Here is a 23,280-nt window from a genome sequence, read left to right on the forward strand (position 1 = left end):
ATGTCAATTTATTTAATTACCATTGCTCATTGTCTTTAAAAAAATTTCATTGTTCTTGCTTTTTTTCATCTTTTCTATCAAAACTTCAACTCCCTCGTAATCATCAACACCTCCGAGTATTCTTCTAATAAGCAAAATCTTAGAACGTTCCTCTTCACTAAGAAGTAATTCTTCTTTTCTGGTACCTGACTTTTTAATATTAATGGCAGGGAAAAGCCTTCTGTCTGCCAAACTTCTATCAAGAATTAATTCCATATTCCCGGTACTTTTAAATTCTTCAAAAATAACTTCATCCATTTTACTACCGGTATCAACCAAAGCAGTAGCTATAATAGTCAAGCTTCCCCCTTCCTCTATATTTCTAGCAGATCCAAAAAACCTCTTTGGCTTATGAAGAGCATTAGAATCTACCCCTCCCGATAAAATTTTACCAGAAGTTGGCATAGTTTGATTATATGCCCTTGCAAGCCTTGTAATAGAATCAAGTAAAATAACAACATCTTTTTTGTTTTCAACAAGCCTTTTTGCCTTTTCAATAACCATCTCTGCTACCTGAACATGCCTACTGGCCTGCTCATCAAAATTAGATGCAATTACTTCACCTTTAACACTACGAATCATATCTGTAACTTCTTCTGGTCTCTCATCAATAAGCAATATCATTAAAATAACATCTGAATAATTAGTAGTTATTGCGTTAGCTATTTTTTGAAGCAAGGTAGTCTTTCCCGCTTTTGGAGGAGAAACTATTAAAGCCCTTTGTCCCTTACCTATAGGTGAAAAAAGATTAATAAGCCTTGTAGAAATATTGCAATTTTCATATTCAAGATTCAATTTCATATTGGGATAAAGGGGGGTTAAATTATCAAAAGGTATTCTGTTTTGAGCAAACGTAGGATCTTGATCATTAATAGATTTAATTTTAACCATTGCAAAAAATCTCTCACCATCTCTAGGAGATCTAATCTGGCCATATAAAATATCGCCTGTCCTTAAATTAAAAAGTCTAATCTGAGAAGGAGAGACGTAAACATCATTGCCTCCTGAAAGATAAGAATTTGATGCGGTTCTCAAAAACCCATAACCATCACTAAGTACATCAAGCACACCCGTAAATAAAACATTAATATTATTTTCGCTTAATATTTTTACCAATAAAAATATTAATTCTGTTTTTTTCATTGTTACAGCAATAGTATGATTAGTCCCAAGGCCTTCAACAATTTTTCTAACCTCTGTAATTGGCTTATCATAAAGTTTTTCAATCTCTACATAATCTTTACCATTAAAAAACTTGATGATATTACTTTGCTCTAAAGTTTTAATATTATTTTCTAAACCTGAAGAAGGAATATCATAATCAAATTCAGGAAATACTACACCGTTTGAATCCTTTGCGCTACTTAAATCTGCAGATTTTGCCAAGTTAGACGCAGAATCCTTTTTAGCAACAACTTTAACCACTTTTTTTTTCAAATTATCTTCAATCTTAAACTCTTTAGAAACATCCAACCGCCTTATTTCACTTTCTAAATCAAATCCACCATTTTTTTTATCCATATTTTCCTCTAAGAATTAAATTTTTAAGAAAGGATTTTATAAAAATCTACTTATTATTAATTAATAAAAACACTGACCCTATTGCAAAGTATCTTTTATTTGTGAAACGGTGAAAGAAAACAAATCTACAATTTCATTAGACTTTATCATTTCACACTTCCCATCAAAAATTATATTATCATTAATAAATATTTTTTTTGTTTTTACATCCCCATATATTTTACAACCGCTGTTTAAATAAACTTTACTAGTAGCATTAACATTGCCCTTCAAAATTCCTTCCACTATTAATGTATCACAAATCACCACATTGGTAATAACCTTACTGTTCTTACCAATAAAAAGCACACCCCCTTCCGAAGATATTTCACCTTCAAAAGAAGAATCAAGATACAAAGTTCCTTCAAATTTTAATTTTCCCCTAAAGGTTAAACTAGAATCCAGCTTACAATCCCATTTATAAGAATCTACAATATTAACCGGCATTTAACCTTTAATACCCCACACTCTCTCTTTCAAATCCTTGCCTGGACGAAAATAAGCAACATGATGATCCAAAACCTTAACATATTCCCCTGTTTGAGGATTGCGAGCATTTAAACGTCCCTTTCTTTTTCTAAGTTCGAATGTACCAAAAGATCTAAACTCAATAACATTATTCGAACAAAGATTGCTTTTAAGCTCTTCAAAAAAAGCATCTATTACAAGTCTTATGTATTTTTTTTCTAATTTTAGATTATTATTTCTAATATTTAAAGATATTTGATCAACAATGTCTGACTTAGTAACCTTTGGTCTTCTTGAAAAAGACATAAACTAATTTCCTTACTTTAACAGCAAAACATTTAAACGAGATTTTTTTCTAGCAGCTTTATTTTTATGAATTATTCGCTTTCTAGCAGCAGTATCTAGTTTTTTTGCAACAAACTTAAAAAATTCAATAGCTTCGTCTTTTTTGCCCGATTTTATCATGTTGATACAGCGTTTTTCTATTGTTTTTAATTCACTTTTTACACTTACATTTCTAATCTTTCTTTTTAAATTTTGACGAGAGCGCTTCAATGCAGATGCATTTTTTCTCAAGTTATACTCCTTAATAATATTATTAAACAATAACTTTAATATATCAACTAATTTAAATATAGTCAATCAAAGCTTAAGTTAATTTGGTACAATAGTTTTGATTAATATATTCAAAAACCTTTTGCATGGAACAAGAAATTTTTTTATTCAAAATATATACTTTTTTTGTTTGATGATTTCCTTTATACAAAAAGCATAAATAATTTTCATTGTTAAATTCAAATTCTCTAGCAATAAAAATTTTTTCAAAAAATTCATAAAAATAAATTTCACTTTTAAAAATTTTCCTTTCACAAACTGAATCTTTTCTAAACTCGTAAAACAACACTATATTGCTAATAACTGAAAAATCCCCTAACAAAACTTTAATATCAATCAAAAAAACAAATAAAAAAATAAATATATTGCTTAATGAAATATAATAAACAAATAAACCAATCATAATGCGAGCTAAAAACATGAAAAGATAAGCATAAGACAAATAATATCTTATTGGAAAATTTTCCAATTTTGGGACAAACAAATCTTTTCTTTTAATTTTAAGCTCTTTGAATAATTCACCTGAACCGCTGCCAGTCCAAAAACAAACCTTAATCTTTTTTTTATTTTTTAATTTTAAAATCAAAACATTATCTGATAATCTTTTTTCAAATAAAACAATATCATCAAAATCAAAATTATAACTTAAAAAAACACCCTTATAATAAATTTTAGACCCCTTAAACGAAATAGAACAAAAATATCTTAAATAAAAAAAAATTACTAAAAAATTTACCAAAAGAAGCGCCAGAACAAAATAAAAAAAACTTGCATCATAGAAAAACAAATAAAGCAAACAAATCATACTATTAAAAACAAACAAACTAATTAATTTCACATTATTGGAAAATAAATTACGCATAATATAAAAATAAATCTATACATTAAATTTAAAAAAGATTACATCTCCATCTCTTACAATATATTCTTTGCCTTCAATTCTAACAAGCCCCTTCTCTTTTAATTTTTGAACACTTTGATGTTTAAATAAATCCTCACAAGAATAAACTTCTGCTTTAATAAAACCCCTTTCAAAATCACTATGAATTATTCCAGCAGCTTTAGGTGCTCTCATGCCTTGCTTGAATGTCCAAGCTCTAACTTCTTGCAAACCTGCTGTAAAATAGGTTCTAAGACCCAAAGTATAATAAGCTTTTTTAATTAAATTACCAAGGCCGCTACCATTTATTCCAAATAATTCTAACATTTCATTTTTGTAAGATATATCCTTTATTTGGGCAAGCTCAGATTCAATTTTGGCACATAAGATTAAAAAATCATTTCCTTCTTTTAAGGCAATATTTTTTACAATATTTGTATATTTATTGCCGCTAAGTGAATTTTCATCAACATTACAAACATACAAAACTTTTTTAAAAGTCAAAAGATTTAATGATCTAATAAAGTTATATTCAAAATCATCAAATTTAAACTCAACAGCGGGATTCATATTGCTTAAATGGTCTTCAAGTCTTTTTAGCATTAAAACAATTGCCTTAGAAGATTCACTAATTTTTTTATCGGTGCTTTTAGTATTTTTCTCTTGTTTTTGAAGACTTTTTTGAACAGTTTCAAGATCAGATAGACAAAGCTCAACATTAATTGTAGTTATATCTCTCTCAGGATTAATATCATCATTAATATGAATAACCTCTTTTTCTTCAAAACATCTTACAACATGAACAATAAGAGAAACTTCGCGAATATTAGCCAAAAATTTATTACCAAGCCCTTCGCCTGCTGATGCTCCCTTGACAAGGCCTGCAATATCTACAAATTCCATAACAGCAGGAATAATTTTGCGTGGAACAATGCACTCTGAAATTTTTAAAAGCCTTTCATCAGGAATCTCTACTATTCCTATATTTGGCTCAATGGTACAAAAAGGATAATTCGCGATCTCAACATTAGATGATGTCAAAGATGAAAATAAAGTAGATTTACCCACATTGGGAAGTCCTACAATCCCTGCATTAAGTCTCATAACCTAAACCTCTAATAAAATCAAAAAGCAATCTAATTAATAAAATATGCAAACTCCCCTCTTCCTGTCTGTTGATTTATATTTGCCTCAACAGATAAATTAAAATATTTATTAGGCTCTTGAGGGCCTGGATAATAATATTCCAACAAATAAGTACCTGTTTTTTGCTCTAAAATTAAATCATAAACTTTAGATACTCCTTCATAAGATGAAAAAGGAATTATGGCACCGCCTGTTTCATTAACCAAATACTGAAGCTTACTATTAACAGGATCATTGCCAAATAGTATTAAGTAAAACCTTATATCATTATTTTTATAATAGCTTACTATTGTATCTAAAGAGTACTTTTCAAAAGCTTTGCGATTTAAAATACCACCACTAAAATAAACTACTGCTCTTCTTGAGCTTTTTGACATAAGCCCAGAACCTGCCAACTTCAAACTAACGTCTGTTTTTACAGCATCTGTACTATAAGGACCAAGAGAACTTGTATTTCTAATGCTATTTGTCAAGCTTTCAATATTATCTATAATAGGCACACTTGTTGCATTTATAAAACTAAAGTTTTTATTTTTTGATAACTCCATTAAAGCATTCAAACCTACAATTTGATCTAGATCATATTTTTTCATATAAGAAGATTTATCAAAAACAACTGCTATATTAATGTCTTTTGAAGCATTTACATTATATGCTACCTTAGGATTGACAATGTAATAATTTTCATTTGAAATTGAAAAATTTTCACTTTTAAGTCCAACAACTGGTAATCCGCTTTTACTGCTAACATTAAGCTCAACGTAAATTTTAGGCCCCCCAAGCCTAACTATTCTCCTAACATCAACATTTAAGCTGTCATAAAGACTTGAATCACTCTTGTAAACTGAAACCTTGGCATTATTAAAATCTGAGACAATCATCTGATAATTGGCATCCAAAATAGATGAAGAAATTTTAGAATTCATTTTGTCTGCTTTTAAAATTTTTGTAATTGTCTTTTTAGCAATATTATATTTATAAACACCATCTTTTGAGGATACTATAACATTATTACCGACAAAATCACTACTAAGCCCCTCTATTCCCTCAATAGAAGTAAAAACTGAATATAAATGATTACCACTGGTATCAAAAACTTCAATGGTATTCCTCAGAGAATCTGCAACATAAATGTTTTCATTCAAATACGCAATGCCTGTGGGACCTAAAAGACCCTTATAGCCTGAAGTCCTAGAGCCAAAATGCAAAATAAAATCACCCTCAAGCCCAAACTTACTTACTCTTTTATTTCCCCATTCGCTTACATAAATATAGTTTCTCTTATCAATAGCCATATACTGAGGAGCAAGCAATTCCCCATCTTTTGTACCCTTTCTCCCAATAGATTTCCTTTTAACTCCAAGAACCTTGTCATAAACACCAATTTCATCACTTGAATAAAGAGTCACATAAAGCAAATTATTAGCTTCAATAACATCATAAGGTGATTTTAAATAACTAAAGCCATCTTTAACTAAAGTATTAACATTATTATTAACATCAAAATACAATATTTCATTACCTACAAAGTTAGCAGCATAATATCCGCCGTACTTATCAGCCCTCAAAGATGTAATCTGATACCCGTGCGGCCTTTTATAAATAGAATTATCAAGAGAGGCAACTTTTACAAGTTTTTTAAAATTAAGTTCATAATTTGAAAAAATACCCCTCCTTTGCTCAATAGTAGAAATCAAATGTCTAAGATAGGGAACCTTATAACCTTGATCTTTTAAATTTCTCCATTCCATTAAAGCTTCTTCAACGTAACCCAATCTATAATAAACATTGCCAGTCCAAAAATGATAATCAAGATTATTAGGATCAAAGCTTAACATTTTTTTAAAAGATAAAAGAGCATCATCATAAATTCCATTATTATAAGAATTAAGAGCCCATTTAAACTCTTCTTGAGCATCTTTATTGGTAACTATTCCTTGAGCATGCAAACTAAAAATATTTAAAAAAAACAAACCAATAAAACCAAAAATTAACATAATCCCCTTTACTCTTTAAAGACCTATTATAAGCGTAAATTTTCTAAAAAATAATACAAAAAAATTAATACTATCATATAAAATTATTAATGATAATGTTAAACATATTACACCATTATGTTACTAATAATAGTAAAAAAGAGGAAAAATGAAAACTAGATGCTTTTGCCTAGCCGCATTTTCAGGAATTCTTACAACACTTGCAATTCCAAATGAAATTAAAGAAACCGGATATTCAATCCTGGGATTTGTTGCTTATGTACCACTTTTTATAGCTTTAAGTAAACTAGAAGATAAAAAAACATTAATAGGATTAACGGTATTTTACTTCATAATAGCCAACAGCTTGCAAAATTTTTGGCTTGGATTTTTTCATGCATTTGGATGGATTACATTCATAGGAGTGGTAATAGGGTACATTCCATATTCATTAACTTTGGGCTATTTCCTTTATTATTCTTTAAAAAGCTTTAAAAATAAAGCCATGAGTATAACAATGCTTTTTACATTTTATGATTACTCAAGATCAATTGGATTTTTAGCATATCCCTGGGGGCTTGCGGCCTTTACTGTAAATAACTTCAATAATTTAATTCAAGTAGCAGACATTTTTGGTGTATTTTTTGTATCATTTGTAGTCTACCTTTCAAACTCAGGAATTGCAGACTTTCTAATCCATAAAAACAAAACAAATTTACTAAACATAACACTTCCAATATTATTAATAACAACATCTTTTATTTACGGAATGCTTAAAAAAACAGAGCTAAAAAGCTTATTAGCAAAAGAAATAGACAGTCTAAACATTGCAGCTATTCAGCTGAACACTGATCCATGGTTGCCAGGAAATGACAAAAAAGGAATAAGAGATTCTATTGAAATTACAGAACAAGCTTTAAAAGAAAATCCAAAAATAGAATTTGTAATCTGGAGCGAAGGGGTACTAACCTATCCTTTTAGCGAAGAAGATCGGTACTTTAAAAGCTCTGATTTGCATAATGAGCTTAAAAATTTTATAAAAGAACGAAAAATCCCATTTGCTATTGGAGCTCCCTCAAATGTGAACAAAACTATAGGGATTCAACAAAATTCTATTTATATGATAGAGCCAAACCTTAACATTGCAAACATATACTCTAAAATATTCTTAGTCCCTTTTGCAGAAAAAATTCCATTTTACGAATATGAATTTGTAAAAAACTTTTTTTTAAAAAATTTTAGAATTTTGGGACAGATTGAAGGAAATAAAATTGAAATATTAAAATTGAAAAAGTTTAAATTTGCTCCCTTAATCTGTTATGACGATGCATTTCCAGAACTTTCAAGGTTTTATAAAACCCAAGGCGCTAATACATTGTTAAATTTTTCAAACGATTCTTGGTCAAAAACAAATTCAGCAGAATGGCAACACTTTGTTGTGGCTAAATTTAGAAGCATTGAAAACGGAATCAAAACTATTAGAGCTACAAATTCAGGAATTACTACTGTTATCAACGAATACGGAGAAAGCATCAAAAGATTAGAAACTTTTAAAAAAGGATACTTATTATCAACCGTAAAACTGTCCCCAACATTTACAACCATTTATGAAAAAATTGGAGACTTGTTTATACATATATTGGTGATGATGTTTTTAATCACAACACTAAGATTTCAATTTATAGAAGACAAAAACCAATTATTATCATCCTTTTTAGTAAAAATCAAAGTCTGACGTTCTTTCCAAAATGGAAAATTTTTAGTAACATCATTTTTTTTGGCATTTACATTAACAGAAAAAGAAGTATCGTTTGATTTTGAAATTTTCAAAGACTTTAAATCGTAATAATCATCAACTGACAAATACTCTAACTCATCAGCATTAGCCTTAGATGAAGCGCTTGATAAAGTTGATATAAAATCATCTTTTGATTCAAATTGGCCCATGACATTAACTTTATCTGCAATAACAGAATCAAACAAATCAAAGTTTCTAGAAATTAAAGCTCTTGCAAACTTTCCAAATTGAAACTTAATAATTTTATCTTGATTTTTGATTCTCTCTTTTTGAGCAATATATTCTATTTTAGGAGCATTTGTAAACTCATTGATTTCTATTTTTTCGTGCACTATTCCAGGTATCTCTTCAAGCTTAACATCCTCAAGCATAACAACCTTGGAATTGTCATCCTTAATCCTAGCATCAAGCTCTTTAACCGCAAGCTTAATATTAACTCCCTTTTTCAAATCTGGATAAATTTTTAAAGCTTTTGCTTGAAAAAGCTTTCCCTTTTTAACTTTACCAACGTTTATATATCTTTGGCCAACCTCGTAATAAAAAATAGCAAGCTCTTTTTGCTTATCAACATAAGAAGAACCACCTTGAGCAAACAAATTTAAAAAAACAAAAGAACATAAAAAATATAGAAGAAATAATCTTCTCATAAGAACCTCCATTAACACTCAACCTTAAAATAAAAGAATGTCAATCCACTATAAATAATTATAATACAAGTTTATCTCTAATTAAAGAAATCACTTTATTCTTATCTTCTTCACTAAAAATATTTATATTATCGTAAGAAAATTTTATTTTTGACGACAAGTTGTATTCATCGTACCACTTTAAATATTTCCTATTAAGCCCCTCAAGATAATCTCTGGGAATATTCATTTCAAAGCTTCTATTTCTATTTTTAATTCTGCGCTCAACCTCATCAATACTACAATCAAGGTAAACAAGCAAACTTGGTCGCTGAGAATGTTCAAGCATATTGTCAAGAAGATCGATATATATTTTATACTCCTCATCAGAAATGTGCCCATCACAATTTAAAAGAGACGCAAATACACAATCACCATAAATAGATCTGTCTAATATGCCCCCTTTTGTTCTAAATACACCTTTTATTAATTTAAACCTCTCATTAAGAAAATTAATTTGAACTGGAAATGCCCATCTGGATTTATCCTTATAAAATTTGTCCAATACAGCTAAAGTAAAATCATTATTCAGTTCACTGTAAAAAGGAACTTCCAACTCCCTTGATAAAATATTTCCAAGAGTAGTTTTTCCTACCCCAATTAAACCTTCTATTACAATCACCAAGTCTACCTCCAAAATAACTTAAATAAATTCACAAATAAGCTAAAAAAAGAATTACTAAAAAATAAAACTTCATTAATTAAAAAATCCAATGTAAAAATTTTAATATAAAATAAAAAATCCTTAAACAAATTTCAAAAAAGAAATTCACAATTTAAAAATTAAAATTTTTAAATTATTGACATTAATCTTAATTAAAAATAAGATATTAAATATAATTTTAATAAAACTTTTATTAAAAAAATTAATTATTTTTAGTGAAAAAGGCTAAAATATAAAAATTCTAACCATCTTGCAAAAAACACAGTAAAATTTAATTAAAAAATTTAATATATTCGAATTCAAAAATCAAAAATTAAAACTTTTAAGAAAAAATAAAAATTGTTATAAAAATAAGGAGATATAATTATGAATTATACAAAATTCCAAGAATTTATATCGGAATTTTTGGGAACATTCATCCTATTGGCTTTAGGAACTGGATCTGTTGCAATGACAGTATTATTTCCCTCAAGCCCCGAAGTACCAGGAGAAATAATAAAAGGCGGATATACAAATATAGTATTTGGATGGGGATTGGGTGTAACGTTTGGTATTTATACAGCAGCAAGAATAAGCGGAGCACATCTAAATCCGGCTGTTAGCATAGGATTGGCAAGTACTGGAAAATTTCCCGTTTCAAAACTTTTACATTACATTGTGGCGCAAATATTAGGAGCATTTACAGGTGCATTAATGACACTTGTCGTATTTTATCCTAAATGGATAGAAATGGACCCTGGGCTTGAAAATACTCAAGGAATAATGGCAACCTTCCCTGCTATTCCTGGATTTTTGCCTGGATTTATTGACCAAATTTTTGGAACTTTTTTACTAATGTTTTTAATTTCTGTTGTTGGAGATTTTACAAAAAAACACAGCGATAATCCATTTATTCCATTTATTATAGGAGCAGTAGTTTTATCAATAGGAATAAGTTTTGGGGGAATGAACGGTTATGCTATTAATCCTGCAAGGGATCTGGGGCCAAGACTTTTACTCTTATTTGCCGGATTTAAAAATCACGGCTTTAACAACCTTAGTATATTTATTGTACCAATAATCGGCCCAATAATTGGAGCAATTTTGGGAGCTACAATTTACGAATTTACACTAAAAAATAACAAAGACTAAAAGAAAAGATATTTATCTTTATTAAAGAAAAAAGGAAAAAACTATGAAATACATTTTATCTATTGATCAAGGTACTACTAGCTCAAGAGCAATGATATTTGACAAAAATGCAAACATAAAAGGGTTTGCTCAAAAAGAATTTACTCAAATTTATCCACAACCAAGTTGGGTGGAACATGATCCTAACGAAATATGGGGGTCACAACTTGGAGTTATAACAGAAGCTATGGCAAATGCAAGAATTTTGCCAAATGAAGTTGATGCTATTGGAATAACCAATCAAAGAGAAACTACAGTTGTATGGGAAAAAAATACAGGAAAGCCCATCTATAATGCAATAGTGTGGCAAGACAGAAGAACTGCAAAAATTTGTGACCAATTAAAACACCAAGGAAAAGATAAAATTATTTTGGAAAAAACAGGCTTGGTACTAGATTCTTATTTTAGTGGAACAAAAATAATGTGGATCTTGGATAATATAGAAGGTGCCAGACAAAAAGCTGAAAATGGCGAATTGTGCTTTGGAACAATAGATACATGGATATTGTGGAATCTGACTCAAAAAAAAGAACATGCAACTGATTACTCTAATGCTTCAAGAACATTATTATTAAACATTAAAACATTAAAGTGGGATGATGAACTTTTAAGCATATTAAATATTCCAAAAGCAATTTTGCCTGAGCTTAAAGAAAGTTCTACAATATATGGCAAAACAGACAAATCACTATTTGGAGCAGAAATTCCTATCGCAGGAATTGCTGGAGATCAATTTGCAGCAACATTTGGACAAGCCTGTCTTAAAAAAGGTATGGCCAAAAACACCTATGGAACTGGTTGCTTTTTAACAGTCAATATAGGAAAAGAACCAATCATTAGTCATGACAAGCTTTTAACTTCAATTGCATGGGGAAGAAAAAATTCTGTAACTTATGTTCTTGAAGGAAGTGTTTTTATTGGCGGAGCTGTAGTTCAGTGGTTAAGAGACGGCCTTGAATTTTTCAGAAAAAGCTCAGATGCAGAAGCATTAGCAAGCTCTGTCTTAGATAATGGTGGAGTTTATTTTGTGCCAGCATTTGTTGGGCTTGGTGCACCCCATTGGGATTCTTATGCAAGAGGAACAATCATCGGAATAACAAGAGGGTCAACAAAAGCTCACATTACAAGAGCTGCTCTTGAGAGCATCGCATTTCAAAGTTTTGATATACTAAATGCCATGAAAAAATCCATTTCCAACTTTGAAATTCAAGAATTAAGAGTAGACGGGGGAGCAAGTCAAAACAATCTATTAATGCAATTTCAAGCTGATCTTTTAGAATGCAAAGTCGTAAGACCAAAAATAACAGAAACAACCGCTCTTGGGGCTGCCTACCTTGCAGGACTTGCAACAGGTTATTGGCAAAGCGCAGAAGAAATTATAAGCCTTTGGCAAGTAGATAAAATATTTGAACCTTCAATGCCTAAAAATCAAAAAGAAATGCTTCTTGGGAATTGGAACAGAGCAATTGAAAAATCAAAATCCTGGATACAGAATTCTAATGGTCTATAAAAGTTCAAAACAAGACTTTGAATATCTATTGATATTGTGCATGCATTCAAGAAATAAACTGCCCAAAGTTTATAAAAAGGTCCAATTCATTGGAGTAATACAAAAAATGATTAATATCATATTAAATCTAAAGAAAAAGCACAAAAAATTGAAAAATTTATCAGCGCAATTGGTCTATAGTGCTATTCAATAAAATTAAAACAAATGGTCTTTTCGAATTTCTTAAATCTAGTATTTAACTAAAAAGAAAAGAAATTAACCAAAATGGAGGAATATTTAAATTTCATGGATAATAACAAAGAAACAAAATTAAAAGATCTTGAAAATCAAGAATTTGATCTTATAATAATTGGAGGAGGCGCAACAGGGCTTGGCATTGCAGTAGACGCAATTACAAGGGGATATAAAACAATACTTATAGAAAAATTTGATTATGCAAAAGGCACTTCCTCTAGGTCAAGCAAATTAATTCACGGCGGAGTAAGATATTTGGCCCAATGGAATATTTCTTTAGTTAAAGAAGCTTTACACGAAAAAGCCATTCTTGAGAAAAATGCACCTCACTTAATTAACGAATGCGCACTTATCACCCCTATTTATAATGTTTTAGAAATACCTTATTATTATTTTGGATTAATTTATTACCACAATCTTATGGGTAAAGAAAAAACGGCCAAATACAAAACTAAATTACTATCCAAAAAATCTACCATTGAAAAAGCTCCTAATATTAAAACAGAAGGCCTTAAATGCTCTGTTCTATATTACGACGATTCATTCGATGATGCTAGAATGGCAATAACATTGTTAAGAACTTTTACCGAAAAAGGAGGTATTGCCCTTAACTATACAGAACTTAAAAAATTCAACAAAGAAAACGGAAAACTTTCGGGGGTTCTCATACAAAACAAATTATCAAAAGAACAAATTTCATTAAAAAGCAAATGTATAATAAACGCAACAGGAATATTTTCAGATGAAATAAGAAAGCTGGATGATGAAAAAGCCTTAAACATTATCAAACCTTCCCAAGGTAGCCATTTAATAATCAAAAAAGACAAATTTCCCCAAAATCATGCAATATTAATACCTAAAACTAGTGATAATAGGATTTTATTCGCTATTCCTTGGCATGATGGTGTTGTTTGTGGAAGCACTGACATTCCAATAAAAGAAATAGAAGAAGAACCTAAAAGATTTGACGAAGAGATTGACTTTATAATAAATAATTTAAATGACTATTTAAATATTAAAATAGAAAAATCTGATGTAAAAAGCGTATATACCGGAATAAGACCATTAATAATGGATCCAAAAGCTAAGGGAAACACTTCAAAAATCTCAAGAAATGAAAAAATATTTATATCGGATTCAAATCTTATTACAATAGCAGGGGGCAAATATACTACATACAGAAAAATGGCAGAAAAAACCTTGCTTAAGGCAATAGAAAAAAATTTAATACCAAATTGTGCATCAACTACAGAAGATTTAAAGTTACACGGTTATCTTAAAAAAGAAGAGGCAATGAAAATTCCTGAACCTTTTAGAGCTTATGGTAGCGACTTTGAAATTCTAAAAAATATGCAGGGTTTTGACAAAAAAATACACGAAAACTTAGATTTAAATGAAGCTCAAATAGCTTTTTCAATTGACTTTGAGCAAGCCAAAACGATTGAGGATGTTTTAGTAAGAAGAACAAGATCGCTACCTTTAAATCCTCAAGCCACAATTGAGGCTGCTCCAAGAGTTGCTGAAATAATGATGAAAAAATTAAATAAATCTGAAGAGTGGAAAAATGAACAAATAAAAAGCTTTTTAGAAATAAGTAAAAAATATATAATTTAAAATTAATTTAATTCATGCTATTAAACAAAGGGATTGTTTAACAATCCCTTTTAATTTAAAACTTAAAATATTAAAATATTAAAATTCTTAAACCCAATTCACATTAGCAAATTCACAAGCAAGCCTTGAATCTCTTCAATACTATCTAAAAGTTTAATCTGGGTCATTTGATTTTGTAAAACAGAATAAGCAAGTCTATCCAACTTGTCGTTAATAATTTTAATAATTCTATACTTAGGACGTTTAGGATCTCCCAAACTTCCCCCTTTTTGTTCTTTCAAGCAAACAGAAGATGATATAATAATGGATATAAACTCTGAAATAACTTTTTTGTAAAAAATCACATTTTGCCTGGAGGGCTCACTCAAAAGTCTCTCGCCAGTCTCATTAATTCCATCTAACATACTTTTAATTAAATCAAGATTAAATTCTCCATTTTCAAGTAAAATAAAATGTTTATCCTCTTTAACACTTTCGGTCTGAAACACCGAAGAAAAAAGATTGTTCTTTTCAAAAGATACCTTTTTGCCACTTTTTTTATAATCTTTTGAATTAAGATTTAATGCCCCAGCAATTAAATTATTTACTTTCATCTATTTTGTTCACAACACTTGAAAAATATTTATCATCTTTGCCTTCTAAAAGTTGAAAAGATTTTTTTTCTTCTTGATGTTCCTTATTGATTTCAATTAAAAGATCTTCGTTGACCTTGTAAGAACCAGTATAAAAAAATGTATTTCTTTCAGGAGCTCTAAGATACTCAGCACCAATATCCATATATCCATCAATAATAGCGCCTTCTTCAACTTCAATCGATTTACAAGAAATATTTCCAATAACACACCCCGATGCAAATATTTTAATCTTGCTTTTAGCATAAATATTGCCCACAACCATTCCAGAAATAACAAGTTCATTAGCATCAATGCTAGATTTAACTCTACCACTCTCTCCAATAATTACTCTTTTCGTAGAGCTAATAGTGCCCATAAAATCGCCATCAAGCCGAATAAAATTATTTGAAACCAAATCTCCTTTAAAAAAATCACCAACACCCACTATTGTTTTTATTTCATCAAAAATAAACAAAGACGGGGCTTTTCTTTCTTTTTTCACAGTCAAAAAATTTAACATCTATTGCGAAGCTCCTGTTGCTAAATTTAAATACATATCGGGATTAATAACTTGAGAACCTACACGAACCTCATAATGAACATGTGGGCCTGTTGCATAACCTGTCTGCCCCATAAACCCAATTATCTGCCCCTTTTTAACATAAGACCCTTTAGAAGTATTAAGACGCGACATATGTGCATAAAGAGTCGCAAGCCCATACTTATGCTTAATTTGAACAAAATTGCCATAGCCTGCTGACTGATAACTTGCCCTAACAACTTCCCCGTCAGCAGTTGCAACAATAGGAGTTCCAATTCTAACTCCCCCAAGATCTATACCTTTGTGAATATACCACTGCCTAGTAAAAGGCTCAATAGCGGGGCCAAAATGCAAAGTAATAATTCCAGCTCCACCAGCAAGAGGCCAAAGAGAAGGAATATCATTTAAAAGTTTGTCTTGAGCGTGCAAGACCTTAACTATGCTTTTAAGAGGAGGAATTGAGCTTTCTATTTTGCTTTTAATATTTTTAAGATCGCTAAGCTCTTTTATTGAATTGGCTTCTAAAATTTGCAAATCAATAAAATCAGAAAGATCTCCATCTAGTTTATTTTTATTTAAATCAATACCATTAGAATTGATTTTTAAAGAGGTTTTAAGCTCATCTAAAACTTTAGAAAAATTTTTTGCAACAGAATTAATTTCTACAACTGTATTTCTAAAATCTTCAATCTCAGATTCTGCTAAAGAGTAATTTTTTTCTGTAGATTTGACAATTGATGAGAGAGTAACATAATTAACGGCAAGCAAAACAAACCCTATAAACCCGCCTAAAAAAAAAGTAGAAAAGAAAAATAAAGTCAAAAAAGAAATTTTAATATTTTTTACATTCCCTTTAACATGGGGAATGATAATAAAGCTAATATTTTGCTTAAAAAAAGAATGTATGACTTTAAGGGCTATAAAAAAAGAATTATAAATAGCTAAAAAAAACTTTAAAATTCCTTTAAAACCCAAAATAATCTTAAATTTAATTCTTTTCTTCATAACAAACCTTATCAAAAATTACCATACTCAAACAAAAAAATTAAAAATTTATTTTAATCCCTTAGATAAAAATCCAAATTTTTCGATAAAAACCTGGTACAAAAATACTTAATAAATAAACAAAATTAAAAAGAATAATACTTAAAACCAATATAATTATACAATTAAACTCATAAATACTTTATTATTATATAGATGAAAACACTATTTTTTGCAACAACAAATGAAAATAAAATAAATGAAGTAAAAAATATATTAGATATACCTAATTTAAACTTAATAGCCCCTCAAAATTTTAACATAAAAGAAACAGGAAAAACATTTAAAGAAAACTCTTTGCTTAAAGCAAAAGCACTGTTTGAAATTTTAAATAAAAATCAAAATGTTTTCGGAGAAGATTCTGGACTGTGCATTGAAGCACTAAACTTGGAACCTGGAATTTACTCTAAAAGATACGATACTTATAAAGTATGTAAAAAATTAAGCACTAATGAAAAAAATCAACTAATTTTAGACTTAATGAAAAATGAAAAAAACAGAAAAGCATATTTTATATGCAACATAAGCTATATATCAAAAAATGGACAAATATTAAATTTTGAAGGAATTATTAAGGGAGAAATTGCCCTAAGTTTAAATAACAAGAAAAACTATGGATTTGGTTATGATTCAATATTTTTAACTAAAAATAATAAAAAACTTAGCGATCTAACACTCGAAGAAAAAAATAAAATATCCCATCGAGGAATAGCATTTTTAAAATTTAAAAAATTTTTATTAGAATCTTTATTCAACAGTTAATCTTAAAGGCCTTTTATATATAAAGTTTAGACTTTATTGTAAAATAAAAAGCACAATGTTTATAAAATTTAGACTTATTATTTCTTTCAAAACAATAAAAAAAGATCGAGGAGAATTTAGTGATAAATAGAAATGAAATCAATGAGAATGATAAATGGGATTTATCTTTTCTATTTGCAAATGAAGAAGAATATACAAAAGCAATCAATGCTATTGAAATTAAAACCAAAGAATTTAAAAAATATGAAAAACTGGAATTAAATTTTGAGTTATTTAAAGAAACTTTAAACAACTACTACGAAATCATGGAAGATTTAGAGAAAGTTTCTTACTATGCAATGCTTCAATTAGAAACAGATGTAACCAATACAGATTCAAACAAAATATACTCTATATGTGTCAATTTAGCTACAAAAGTATCTGATGCTACCTCATACTTCATGCCTAAAATACTAAAAACAAACGAAAAAAAAATTCAAGCTTGGATAAATGATCCAGAGCTTAAGGATAAAAAAATTGCAATTGAAAAAATACTAAGAGAAAAAAGTCATATTTTAAGCGAACAAGAAGAAAAAATACTTGCTAACTACACCCCTCTTTATTCATCTTATCAAAACATATTCTCAGCACTAACAAATGCTGATATGGAATTTGGAGAAATTAATGGACATCCTTTAACCAATTCCACCTACACACTATTTCTACAAAACGAAGATCAAAAAATACGAAAAGAAGCTTTTTTAAGATTTTATCAAAAATACAAAAATAATGAGAATACACTTGCCAATCTTATTATATCAGACTTTAAGAAAAGTCATTTTATTGCAAAGACAAGAAAGTTTCAAAATACTTTTTCAATGCAACTCTTTTCAAACAATATTGATAAAAAAGTTTATACAAATTTAATCGAAACGGTCAATGAAAATTTATCTGTGCTTAATGACTATTATGAGTTTAGAAAAAAAGTTTTAAACCAAGAATATCTATATCACTACGATGTTTACGTGCCATTAACAAAAGGAATAACATTTAAAAATTCATTTGAAGAAGCTTGTGAAAAGATATTAAAATCTTTAGAAGTACTAGGAAATGAATATACAAAAATCTTAAGAAACGGTCTTTTGAAAGAAAGATGGGTTGATAAATACGAGAATACTGGAAAAAGATCGGGGGCTTTTAGCGCCGGATCATACAACGGCAAACCTTATATACTTCTTAATTACAAAGACGAATCAATAAGAGATATGTTTACGCTTGCACACGAAGCAGGGCATTCAATGCACTCTTACTTTAGTATAAAAAATAACCCATTCCCGCACTACAATTATTCCATTTTTGAAGCAGAAATAGCATCAATAATCAACGAACAAATATTAGCAGAATACTTGCTTAAAAACGAAACCGATACTAAAAAAATAAAATATATAAAACTCACACAAATTGACGACATGATTTCAACATTCTTTAGACAAACAATGTTTGCTGAATTTGAGTACATTATCCATGAAATGATTAGTAAAGAAGAGCCTGTAGTAAAAGAAACACTAATAGAAACTTATATGAATTTGCTAAAAAAATACTTTGGACCTAGCCTAAAATTTGATGAATTAAGCCCCCTTGAATGCCTTAGAATCCCTCACTTTTATTCGCCCTTTTATGTGTATCAATATGCTACAGGCATTGCAGCTGCTCTTTCAATATACAAAGATATTAAAGAAAATAAAAAAGATGCAGTAGGAAATTATATAAAATTTTTAAAAACAGGTGGTTCCAAATATCCACTAGATTCCTTAAATATTACTGGAGTAGATTTAACAAAAAAAGCAACAATAGAAAACACTATTAACATTTTCAAATGTAGACTCGAAGAGATAAAAAAAATATTCCAATAAAAGGAGATTTACTGTGAAAAATATCAATTTGATTTTAGCTTGGTTTGTACATGTTTTTACAGCATCTGGCTTGATTGTGGGACTTTACTCAATAATTTCAATTATAAATGGTGATTATTCTCTTCTTTTAAAACTAACAGTAACAGGGCTTATAATAGATGGAATTGACGGAACTATGGCAAGAAAACTTAAAGTTAAAGAATTAATACCTGAAATTGATGGCACTCTGCTTGATAATATTACAGACTACATAAACTATACATTCATACCTGTTATATTTTTTTATTTAGGAGAATTTATTGAAGAAAAATATAAAGTCGTCATTTGCATTGGAATTTTGCTCTCATCAGCGTACCAATTCTCAAGAACAGATGCAAAAACAAATGATAACTACTTTAGGGGATTTCCTTCCTTATGGAATCTCTTTGTGATATTAAACATAATCTTTAAAATGGAACAAATAACAAATCTTATTGCAATGTCAATATGTATTATAACAAGCTTTATCCCAATAAAATTTATTTATCCATCAAAAACCAAAGAATTAAGGAAAATTACCATACCAATAACAATAATAAGTTGCCTAATATTTGTTGTATCAATATTTTCAGAGCTGTCCACAACAGCATTAAAAATAGCAAAAACGGTTCTTATTCTTTACTTTGCATATTTAACTTTAGCAAGTATATATTTAACTTATAAAACAAGAAATAGATGATAAAAATGCATATAAACACAATAATAGAATCGATTGATTCAAACATAGCTTATTCCCCAATAGTATTTTTTTCTTTGCTAATTTTAGCAGGACTTAATGTTCCTATTTCTGAGGATGCAATAGTACTAATGGGTGGAATTTTATCTAGTAGAAAAAATGAATATACTGTATTAATATTTTTAGGAATTTTTTGGGGAGCCTATCTTGGAGATATAATATCTTTTTACATTGGAAAATTAATGGGAAATAAATTGTTTAAAAACAAAAAAGACAATAACCTGCTTGACAAAATAAATTACTATTATGGTCAATACGGAGTATTAACTTTATTTATAGGAAGATTTATACCCTTTGGAGTTAGAAACGCAATATTTATATCAGCAGGAATGGGTAATATGAAATCCAATCTATTTATTGTTTCTGACTTTTTTGCAACTTTGCTCTCAGTAATAGTTTATTTTACCCTAAGCTTTAAACTAGGACAATCATTTGAAATAATATTTTCAAAAATAAAAATAATTATATTTGCAATATTTATTACTTTAATAGCAACAACAATAATAATAATCTGCGTAATTAAAAAAAAGAAAAAAGTTGACAAAAATTTAAAATAAAAAATATAATGGTTAATAACGCTGTGGTGGTGGAAGTGGTAGACACGCTAGCTTGAGGGGCTAGTGGGCGCAAGCCCGTGCTGGTTCAAATCCAGTTCACAGCATCAAAATTATTAGCAGCTTATTAAATAAAATTAACATAAATAGGATCTAAAAGGATACTAGAAAATAAGTTGTTGTTATAGATTAATTTTCAAGAGGACAAATGTCTAAATACGAATTCATAAAAATTGAAAAAAAATGGCAAGAATTTTGGGATAATAACAAAACATACAAAGTAGAAGAAGATCCAAACATTCCTAAAGAAAAAAGATTATATATACTAGACATGTTCCCCTACCCTTCTGCCAACGGGCTTCATGTTGGCCATCCAGAAGGATACACAGCCACTGATATATTTGGAAGATACAAGATTTTGAATGGATTTCATGTACTTCACCCAATAGGATTTGATAGCTTTGGACTTCCTGCTGAAAATTACGCAATACAAACAGGAACTCACCCTCAAAAAAGCACAGAAGAAAATATTAATAAGTTTAAAAAACAAATAAAAGCTTTGGGGTTTGCCTATGATTGGGATAGAGAAATTAGAACACACGAGGAAAATTACTATAAATGGACACAGTGGATTTTTTTACAATTATATAAAAAAGGCTTGGCTTATGTAAAAGAAATGCCTGTATGGTACTGCCCGGAACTTGGGACAGTACTAGCAAATGAAGAGATCATTCAAACTCCAGACGGACCAAAATCTGAGAGAGGATTTTACAACGTCGAAAAAAAATATTTAAAACAGTGGGTTTTAAAAATTACAAAGTATGCTGAAAGATTGTTAGAAGACCTTGAAGAATTAGAATGGCCTGAATCTGTAAAAGAAATGCAGCGAAATTGGATTGGCAAATCAGCAGGGGTTGAAATTGACTTTGAAATTGAAGGTCACAGTGATAAAATCAAAGTTTTTACAACAAGACCAGACACAATCTTTGGCATCACATATTTAGTTATCGCACCGGAAAATAAACTAATAGAAAAAATAACAAAAAACAACTTTAAAAAAGATGTCTTAAAATATGTAAAACATGAAGAACTCAAAAGTGATCTTAAGAGAACCTCTCTTGAAAAAGACAAATCGGGAGTTTTTACAGGATCTTACGCATTTCATCCAATAACAAATGAAAAAATTCCAATTTGGGTTGGAAGCTACGTACTAGGAACTTACGGAACCGGAGCTGTAATGGGCGTTCCAGCACATGATGAAAGAGACTTTCAATTCGCTAAAAAGTATCAATTAAAAATTTTACCTGTGATATCAAAATCGGGGAAAAATGAAATATTAGAGAAAGCATTTATTAATGATGGAATTTCAATAAATTCTCCTAATGAATTTAATAATCTGAAAAATTCTGAAGTAAAAGACAAAGTAATAGAATGGCTTACTAAAAACAAAAAAGGGAAAGAAAAAGTTACCTATAGGCTTAGGGATTGGATTTTTTCAAGACAAAGATACTGGGGTGAGCCTATCCCCATTTTGTTTGATAAGCTTGGAAACGCAATACCTTTAGAGGAAAATGATCTTCCCTTAAAGCTTCCAGAAATTGCAAACTATAAACCTTCTGGAACAGGAGAATCTCCACTGTCAAGAATTAAAGATTGGGTAAACATAAAAGAAATGGGTCTTACAAGAGAAACAAACACAATGCCTCAATGGGCAGGCTCTTGTTGGTATTATTTAAGATACCTAGACCCTAAAAATCCAAAAGAGTTTGCAAACAAAAAAAAAATTGAATATTGGATGCCAGTTGACCTATACATAGGTGGAGCCGAACATACAGTATTGCACCTGCTTTACTCAAGGTTTTGGCACAAGGTTCTTTATGATCTAGGGTACGTAAATACTAAAGAACCTTTTAAAAAGCTAATAAATCAAGGCATAATAACATCATTCTCTTATCAAAAAGAAAATGGGGGTTTAATACCTAATGACCAAGTTATAGAAAAAGACAATAAATTTTTTGACAAAAAAGACAACAAAGAAGTAATCCAAGTAATTGCCAAAATGTCAAAATCTTTAAAAAATGTAATAAATCCAGACGACATTATTAAGGAATTTGGAGCAGACTCAATGAGAATTTATGAAATGTTTATGGGACCGCTAACAGATTCTAAACCTTGGAACACTAAAGGCATTATTGGTATTTTTCGATTTTTAAACAAAATTTGGAACTTAAGAGAAAAAGAACTATCAAAAGACAATCCCCCAAAAGAAATAGTATCTGAACTACATAAAGTAATAAAAAAAGTCACAGAAGACACAGAAAAACTAAATTTTAACACGGCAATCTCTGCTATGATGATATTTATAAATGAACTTTTAAAGTATGAAAAAATTTATTTAAACATATTTAAGCCGTTTATCATTATTTTATCTCCCTATGCACCCCATTTAGCAGAAGAATTGTGGGAATATATTGGAGAGCTTCCCAGTTTATTCAAAAATTCAAAATGGCCAAAATTCGATGAAAGTCTTATTATTAAAGATAAAAAAGAAATTGTTTTGCAAATAAATGGAAAAATAAAAGACAAAATTTTACTAAATAAAGAGACAGACGAAGAAGAACTAAAAGAAATAGCAATGGAAAATAGCAAAATAAAATCAAATTTATTTAATAAAAAAATAGTAAAAATAATTGTAATTAAAAACAAGCTTGTCAACATAGTGATAAAGTAAAAAAGAG

General features: G+C 29.2%; 21 protein-coding genes and 1 tRNA gene. 10 read left to right on the top strand and 12 right to left on the bottom strand.

Annotated features, from left to right (window positions below; genetic code table 11):
• Positions 1 to 12 precede the first annotated feature (12 nt).
• From rho to QIA22_RS01730, 7 genes are all read right to left on the bottom strand, one after another.
• Entirely contained in the window at positions 13 to 1,560 is a 1,548-nt protein-coding gene (rho, locus tag QIA22_RS01700; protein ID WP_301611451.1) for a transcription termination factor Rho, read from the bottom strand.
• Positions 1,561 to 1,638: 78 nt separating this feature from the next.
• Entirely contained in the window at positions 1,639 to 2,046 is a 408-nt protein-coding gene (locus tag QIA22_RS01705) for a bactofilin family protein (RefSeq protein ID WP_301611452.1), read from the bottom strand.
• On the bottom strand, positions 2,047 to 2,373 hold the full coding sequence (locus QIA22_RS01710) for an HU family DNA-binding protein (RefSeq protein WP_301611453.1): 327 nt from the start codon (positions 2,371 to 2,373) through the stop codon (positions 2,047 to 2,049).
• Positions 2,374 to 2,385: 12 nt separating this feature from the next.
• Positions 2,386 to 2,643 (bottom strand): 30S ribosomal protein S20, encoded by a 258-nt coding sequence (gene rpsT, locus QIA22_RS01715; protein WP_183220342.1) that lies wholly within the window; start codon positions 2,641 to 2,643, stop codon positions 2,386 to 2,388.
• A gap of 73 nt (positions 2,644 to 2,716) precedes the next feature.
• A complete protein-coding gene (locus QIA22_RS01720) occupies positions 2,717 to 3,544 on the bottom strand; it encodes a hypothetical protein (protein ID WP_301611454.1) in 828 nt (275 codons plus the stop codon).
• A gap of 15 nt (positions 3,545 to 3,559) precedes the next feature.
• Positions 3,560 to 4,666 (bottom strand): redox-regulated ATPase YchF, encoded by a 1,107-nt coding sequence (gene ychF, locus QIA22_RS01725; protein ID WP_301611455.1) that lies wholly within the window; start codon positions 4,664 to 4,666, stop codon positions 3,560 to 3,562.
• A gap of 32 nt (positions 4,667 to 4,698) precedes the next feature.
• On the bottom strand, positions 4,699 to 6,705 hold the full coding sequence (locus QIA22_RS01730) for a hypothetical protein (protein WP_301611456.1): 2,007 nt from the start codon (positions 6,703 to 6,705) through the stop codon (positions 4,699 to 4,701).
• Positions 6,706 to 6,853: 148 nt separating this feature from the next.
• Here QIA22_RS01730 and lnt point away from each other — a divergent pair, with 148 nt between their 5' ends.
• Positions 6,854 to 8,419 (top strand): apolipoprotein N-acyltransferase, encoded by a 1,566-nt coding sequence (gene lnt, locus QIA22_RS01735; protein ID WP_301611457.1) that lies wholly within the window; start codon positions 6,854 to 6,856, stop codon positions 8,417 to 8,419.
• Here lnt and QIA22_RS01740 read toward each other — a convergent pair.
• Positions 8,359 to 9,129 (bottom strand): hypothetical protein, encoded by a 771-nt coding sequence (locus QIA22_RS01740; RefSeq protein WP_301611458.1) that lies wholly within the window; start codon positions 9,127 to 9,129, stop codon positions 8,359 to 8,361. The genes lnt and QIA22_RS01740 overlap by 61 nt on opposite strands.
• Positions 9,130 to 9,187: 58 nt before the next feature.
• Positions 9,188 to 9,790 (bottom strand): deoxynucleoside kinase, encoded by a 603-nt coding sequence (locus QIA22_RS01745; RefSeq protein WP_014023488.1) that lies wholly within the window; start codon positions 9,788 to 9,790, stop codon positions 9,188 to 9,190.
• 408 nt (positions 9,791 to 10,198) lie between these two features.
• Here QIA22_RS01745 and QIA22_RS01750 point away from each other — a divergent pair, with 408 nt between their 5' ends.
• From QIA22_RS01750 to QIA22_RS01760, 3 genes are all read left to right on the top strand, one after another.
• The gene (locus tag QIA22_RS01750; protein ID WP_301611459.1) at positions 10,199 to 10,963 is read left to right on the top strand and encodes an MIP/aquaporin family protein; all 765 of its coding nucleotides are present in this window, start codon (positions 10,199 to 10,201) and stop codon (positions 10,961 to 10,963) included.
• Between the two features lie 43 nt (positions 10,964 to 11,006).
• On the top strand, positions 11,007 to 12,512 hold the full coding sequence (gene glpK, locus QIA22_RS01755) for a glycerol kinase GlpK (protein ID WP_301611460.1): 1,506 nt from the start codon (positions 11,007 to 11,009) through the stop codon (positions 12,510 to 12,512).
• A gap of 264 nt (positions 12,513 to 12,776) precedes the next feature.
• Positions 12,777 to 14,360: a glycerol-3-phosphate dehydrogenase/oxidase gene (locus QIA22_RS01760; protein WP_301611461.1), complete on the top strand. Its 1,584-nt coding sequence runs from the start codon at positions 12,777 to 12,779 to the stop codon at positions 14,358 to 14,360.
• Positions 14,361 to 14,458: 98 nt separating this feature from the next.
• Here the strand turns inward: QIA22_RS01760 and QIA22_RS01765 are convergent, their stop codons facing one another.
• Genes QIA22_RS01765 through QIA22_RS01775 form a run of 3 tightly spaced genes read right to left on the bottom strand, consistent with a single transcriptional unit; the run spans position 14,459 to position 16,520 of the window.
• Positions 14,459 to 14,953, bottom strand: coding sequence for a YaaR family protein (locus tag QIA22_RS01765; protein ID WP_301611462.1), 495 nt, complete (start codon positions 14,951 to 14,953; stop codon positions 14,459 to 14,461).
• Positions 14,940 to 15,494, bottom strand: coding sequence for a bactofilin family protein (locus tag QIA22_RS01770; protein WP_301611463.1), 555 nt, complete (start codon positions 15,492 to 15,494; stop codon positions 14,940 to 14,942). The genes QIA22_RS01765 and QIA22_RS01770 overlap by 14 nt, the downstream gene beginning before the upstream one ends.
• Positions 15,495 to 16,520, bottom strand: coding sequence for a M23 family metallopeptidase (locus QIA22_RS01775; RefSeq protein WP_301611464.1), 1,026 nt, complete (start codon positions 16,518 to 16,520; stop codon positions 15,495 to 15,497).
• 195 nt (positions 16,521 to 16,715) lie between these two features.
• Here QIA22_RS01775 and rdgB point away from each other — a divergent pair, with 195 nt between their 5' ends.
• From rdgB to leuS, 6 genes are all read left to right on the top strand, one after another.
• Positions 16,716 to 17,321: an RdgB/HAM1 family non-canonical purine NTP pyrophosphatase gene (gene rdgB, locus QIA22_RS01780; RefSeq protein WP_301611465.1), complete on the top strand. Its 606-nt coding sequence runs from the start codon at positions 16,716 to 16,718 to the stop codon at positions 17,319 to 17,321.
• Positions 17,322 to 17,440: 119 nt separating this feature from the next.
• On the top strand, positions 17,441 to 19,213 hold the full coding sequence (gene pepF / locus QIA22_RS01785; RefSeq protein ID WP_301611466.1) for an oligoendopeptidase F: 1,773 nt from the start codon (positions 17,441 to 17,443) through the stop codon (positions 19,211 to 19,213).
• A gap of 13 nt (positions 19,214 to 19,226) precedes the next feature.
• Positions 19,227 to 19,931: a phosphatidylcholine synthase gene (pcsA, locus tag QIA22_RS01790; protein ID WP_301611467.1), complete on the top strand. Its 705-nt coding sequence runs from the start codon at positions 19,227 to 19,229 to the stop codon at positions 19,929 to 19,931.
• Entirely contained in the window at positions 19,928 to 20,545 is a 618-nt protein-coding gene (locus tag QIA22_RS01795; protein WP_301611468.1) for a DedA family protein, read from the top strand. The genes pcsA and QIA22_RS01795 overlap by 4 nt, the downstream gene beginning before the upstream one ends.
• Before the next feature lie 20 nt (positions 20,546 to 20,565).
• Positions 20,566 to 20,649: transfer RNA gene (locus QIA22_RS01800), tRNA-Leu, on the top strand.
• A 101-nt stretch (positions 20,650 to 20,750) separates the two neighbouring features.
• Entirely contained in the window at positions 20,751 to 23,273 is a 2,523-nt protein-coding gene (gene leuS / locus QIA22_RS01805) for a leucine--tRNA ligase (protein WP_301611469.1), read from the top strand.
• Positions 23,274 to 23,280: the final 7 nt, after the last annotated feature.

The sequence above is a fragment of the Borreliella kurtenbachii genome, from assembly GCF_030437945.2.
In the GTDB taxonomy this organism is placed as follows: domain Bacteria; phylum Spirochaetota; class Spirochaetia; order Borreliales; family Borreliaceae; genus Borreliella; species Borreliella carolinensis.

Excerpts from the sequence above, each read along its gene's own strand:
- QIA22_RS01775 (WP_301611464.1), bottom strand. The coding sequence starts at position 16,520 with ATGAAGAAAAGAATTAAATTTAAGATTATTTTGGGTTTTAAAGGAATT.
- QIA22_RS01765 (WP_301611462.1), bottom strand. The coding sequence starts at position 14,953 with ATGAAAGTAAATAATTTAATTGCTGGGGCATTAAATCTTAATTCAAAA.
- QIA22_RS01750 (WP_301611459.1), top strand. The coding sequence starts at position 10,199 with ATGAATTATACAAAATTCCAAGAATTTATATCGGAATTTTTGGGAACA.
- glpK (WP_301611460.1), top strand. The coding sequence starts at position 11,007 with ATGAAATACATTTTATCTATTGATCAAGGTACTACTAGCTCAAGAGCA.
- QIA22_RS01760 (WP_301611461.1), top strand. The coding sequence starts at position 12,777 with ATGGAGGAATATTTAAATTTCATGGATAATAACAAAGAAACAAAATTA.
- rdgB (WP_301611465.1), top strand. The coding sequence starts at position 16,716 with ATGAAAACACTATTTTTTGCAACAACAAATGAAAATAAAATAAATGAA.
- lnt (WP_301611457.1), top strand. The coding sequence starts at position 6,854 with ATGAAAACTAGATGCTTTTGCCTAGCCGCATTTTCAGGAATTCTTACA.
- QIA22_RS01710 (WP_301611453.1), bottom strand. The coding sequence starts at position 2,373 with ATGTCTTTTTCAAGAAGACCAAAGGTTACTAAGTCAGACATTGTTGAT.
- QIA22_RS01730 (WP_301611456.1), bottom strand. The coding sequence starts at position 6,705 with ATGTTAATTTTTGGTTTTATTGGTTTGTTTTTTTTAAATATTTTTAGT.
- QIA22_RS01795 (WP_301611468.1), top strand. The coding sequence starts at position 19,928 with ATGATAAAAATGCATATAAACACAATAATAGAATCGATTGATTCAAAC.
- ychF (WP_301611455.1), bottom strand. The coding sequence starts at position 4,666 with ATGAGACTTAATGCAGGGATTGTAGGACTTCCCAATGTGGGTAAATCT.
- rho (WP_301611451.1), bottom strand. The coding sequence starts at position 1,560 with ATGGATAAAAAAAATGGTGGATTTGATTTAGAAAGTGAAATAAGGCGG.
- QIA22_RS01720 (WP_301611454.1), bottom strand. The coding sequence starts at position 3,544 with ATGCGTAATTTATTTTCCAATAATGTGAAATTAATTAGTTTGTTTGTT.
- QIA22_RS01705 (WP_301611452.1), bottom strand. The coding sequence starts at position 2,046 with ATGCCGGTTAATATTGTAGATTCTTATAAATGGGATTGTAAGCTGGAT.
- QIA22_RS01770 (WP_301611463.1), bottom strand. The coding sequence starts at position 15,494 with ATGTTAAATTTTTTGACTGTGAAAAAAGAAAGAAAAGCCCCGTCTTTG.
- leuS (WP_301611469.1), top strand. The coding sequence starts at position 20,751 with ATGTCTAAATACGAATTCATAAAAATTGAAAAAAAATGGCAAGAATTT.
- QIA22_RS01740 (WP_301611458.1), bottom strand. The coding sequence starts at position 9,129 with ATGAGAAGATTATTTCTTCTATATTTTTTATGTTCTTTTGTTTTTTTA.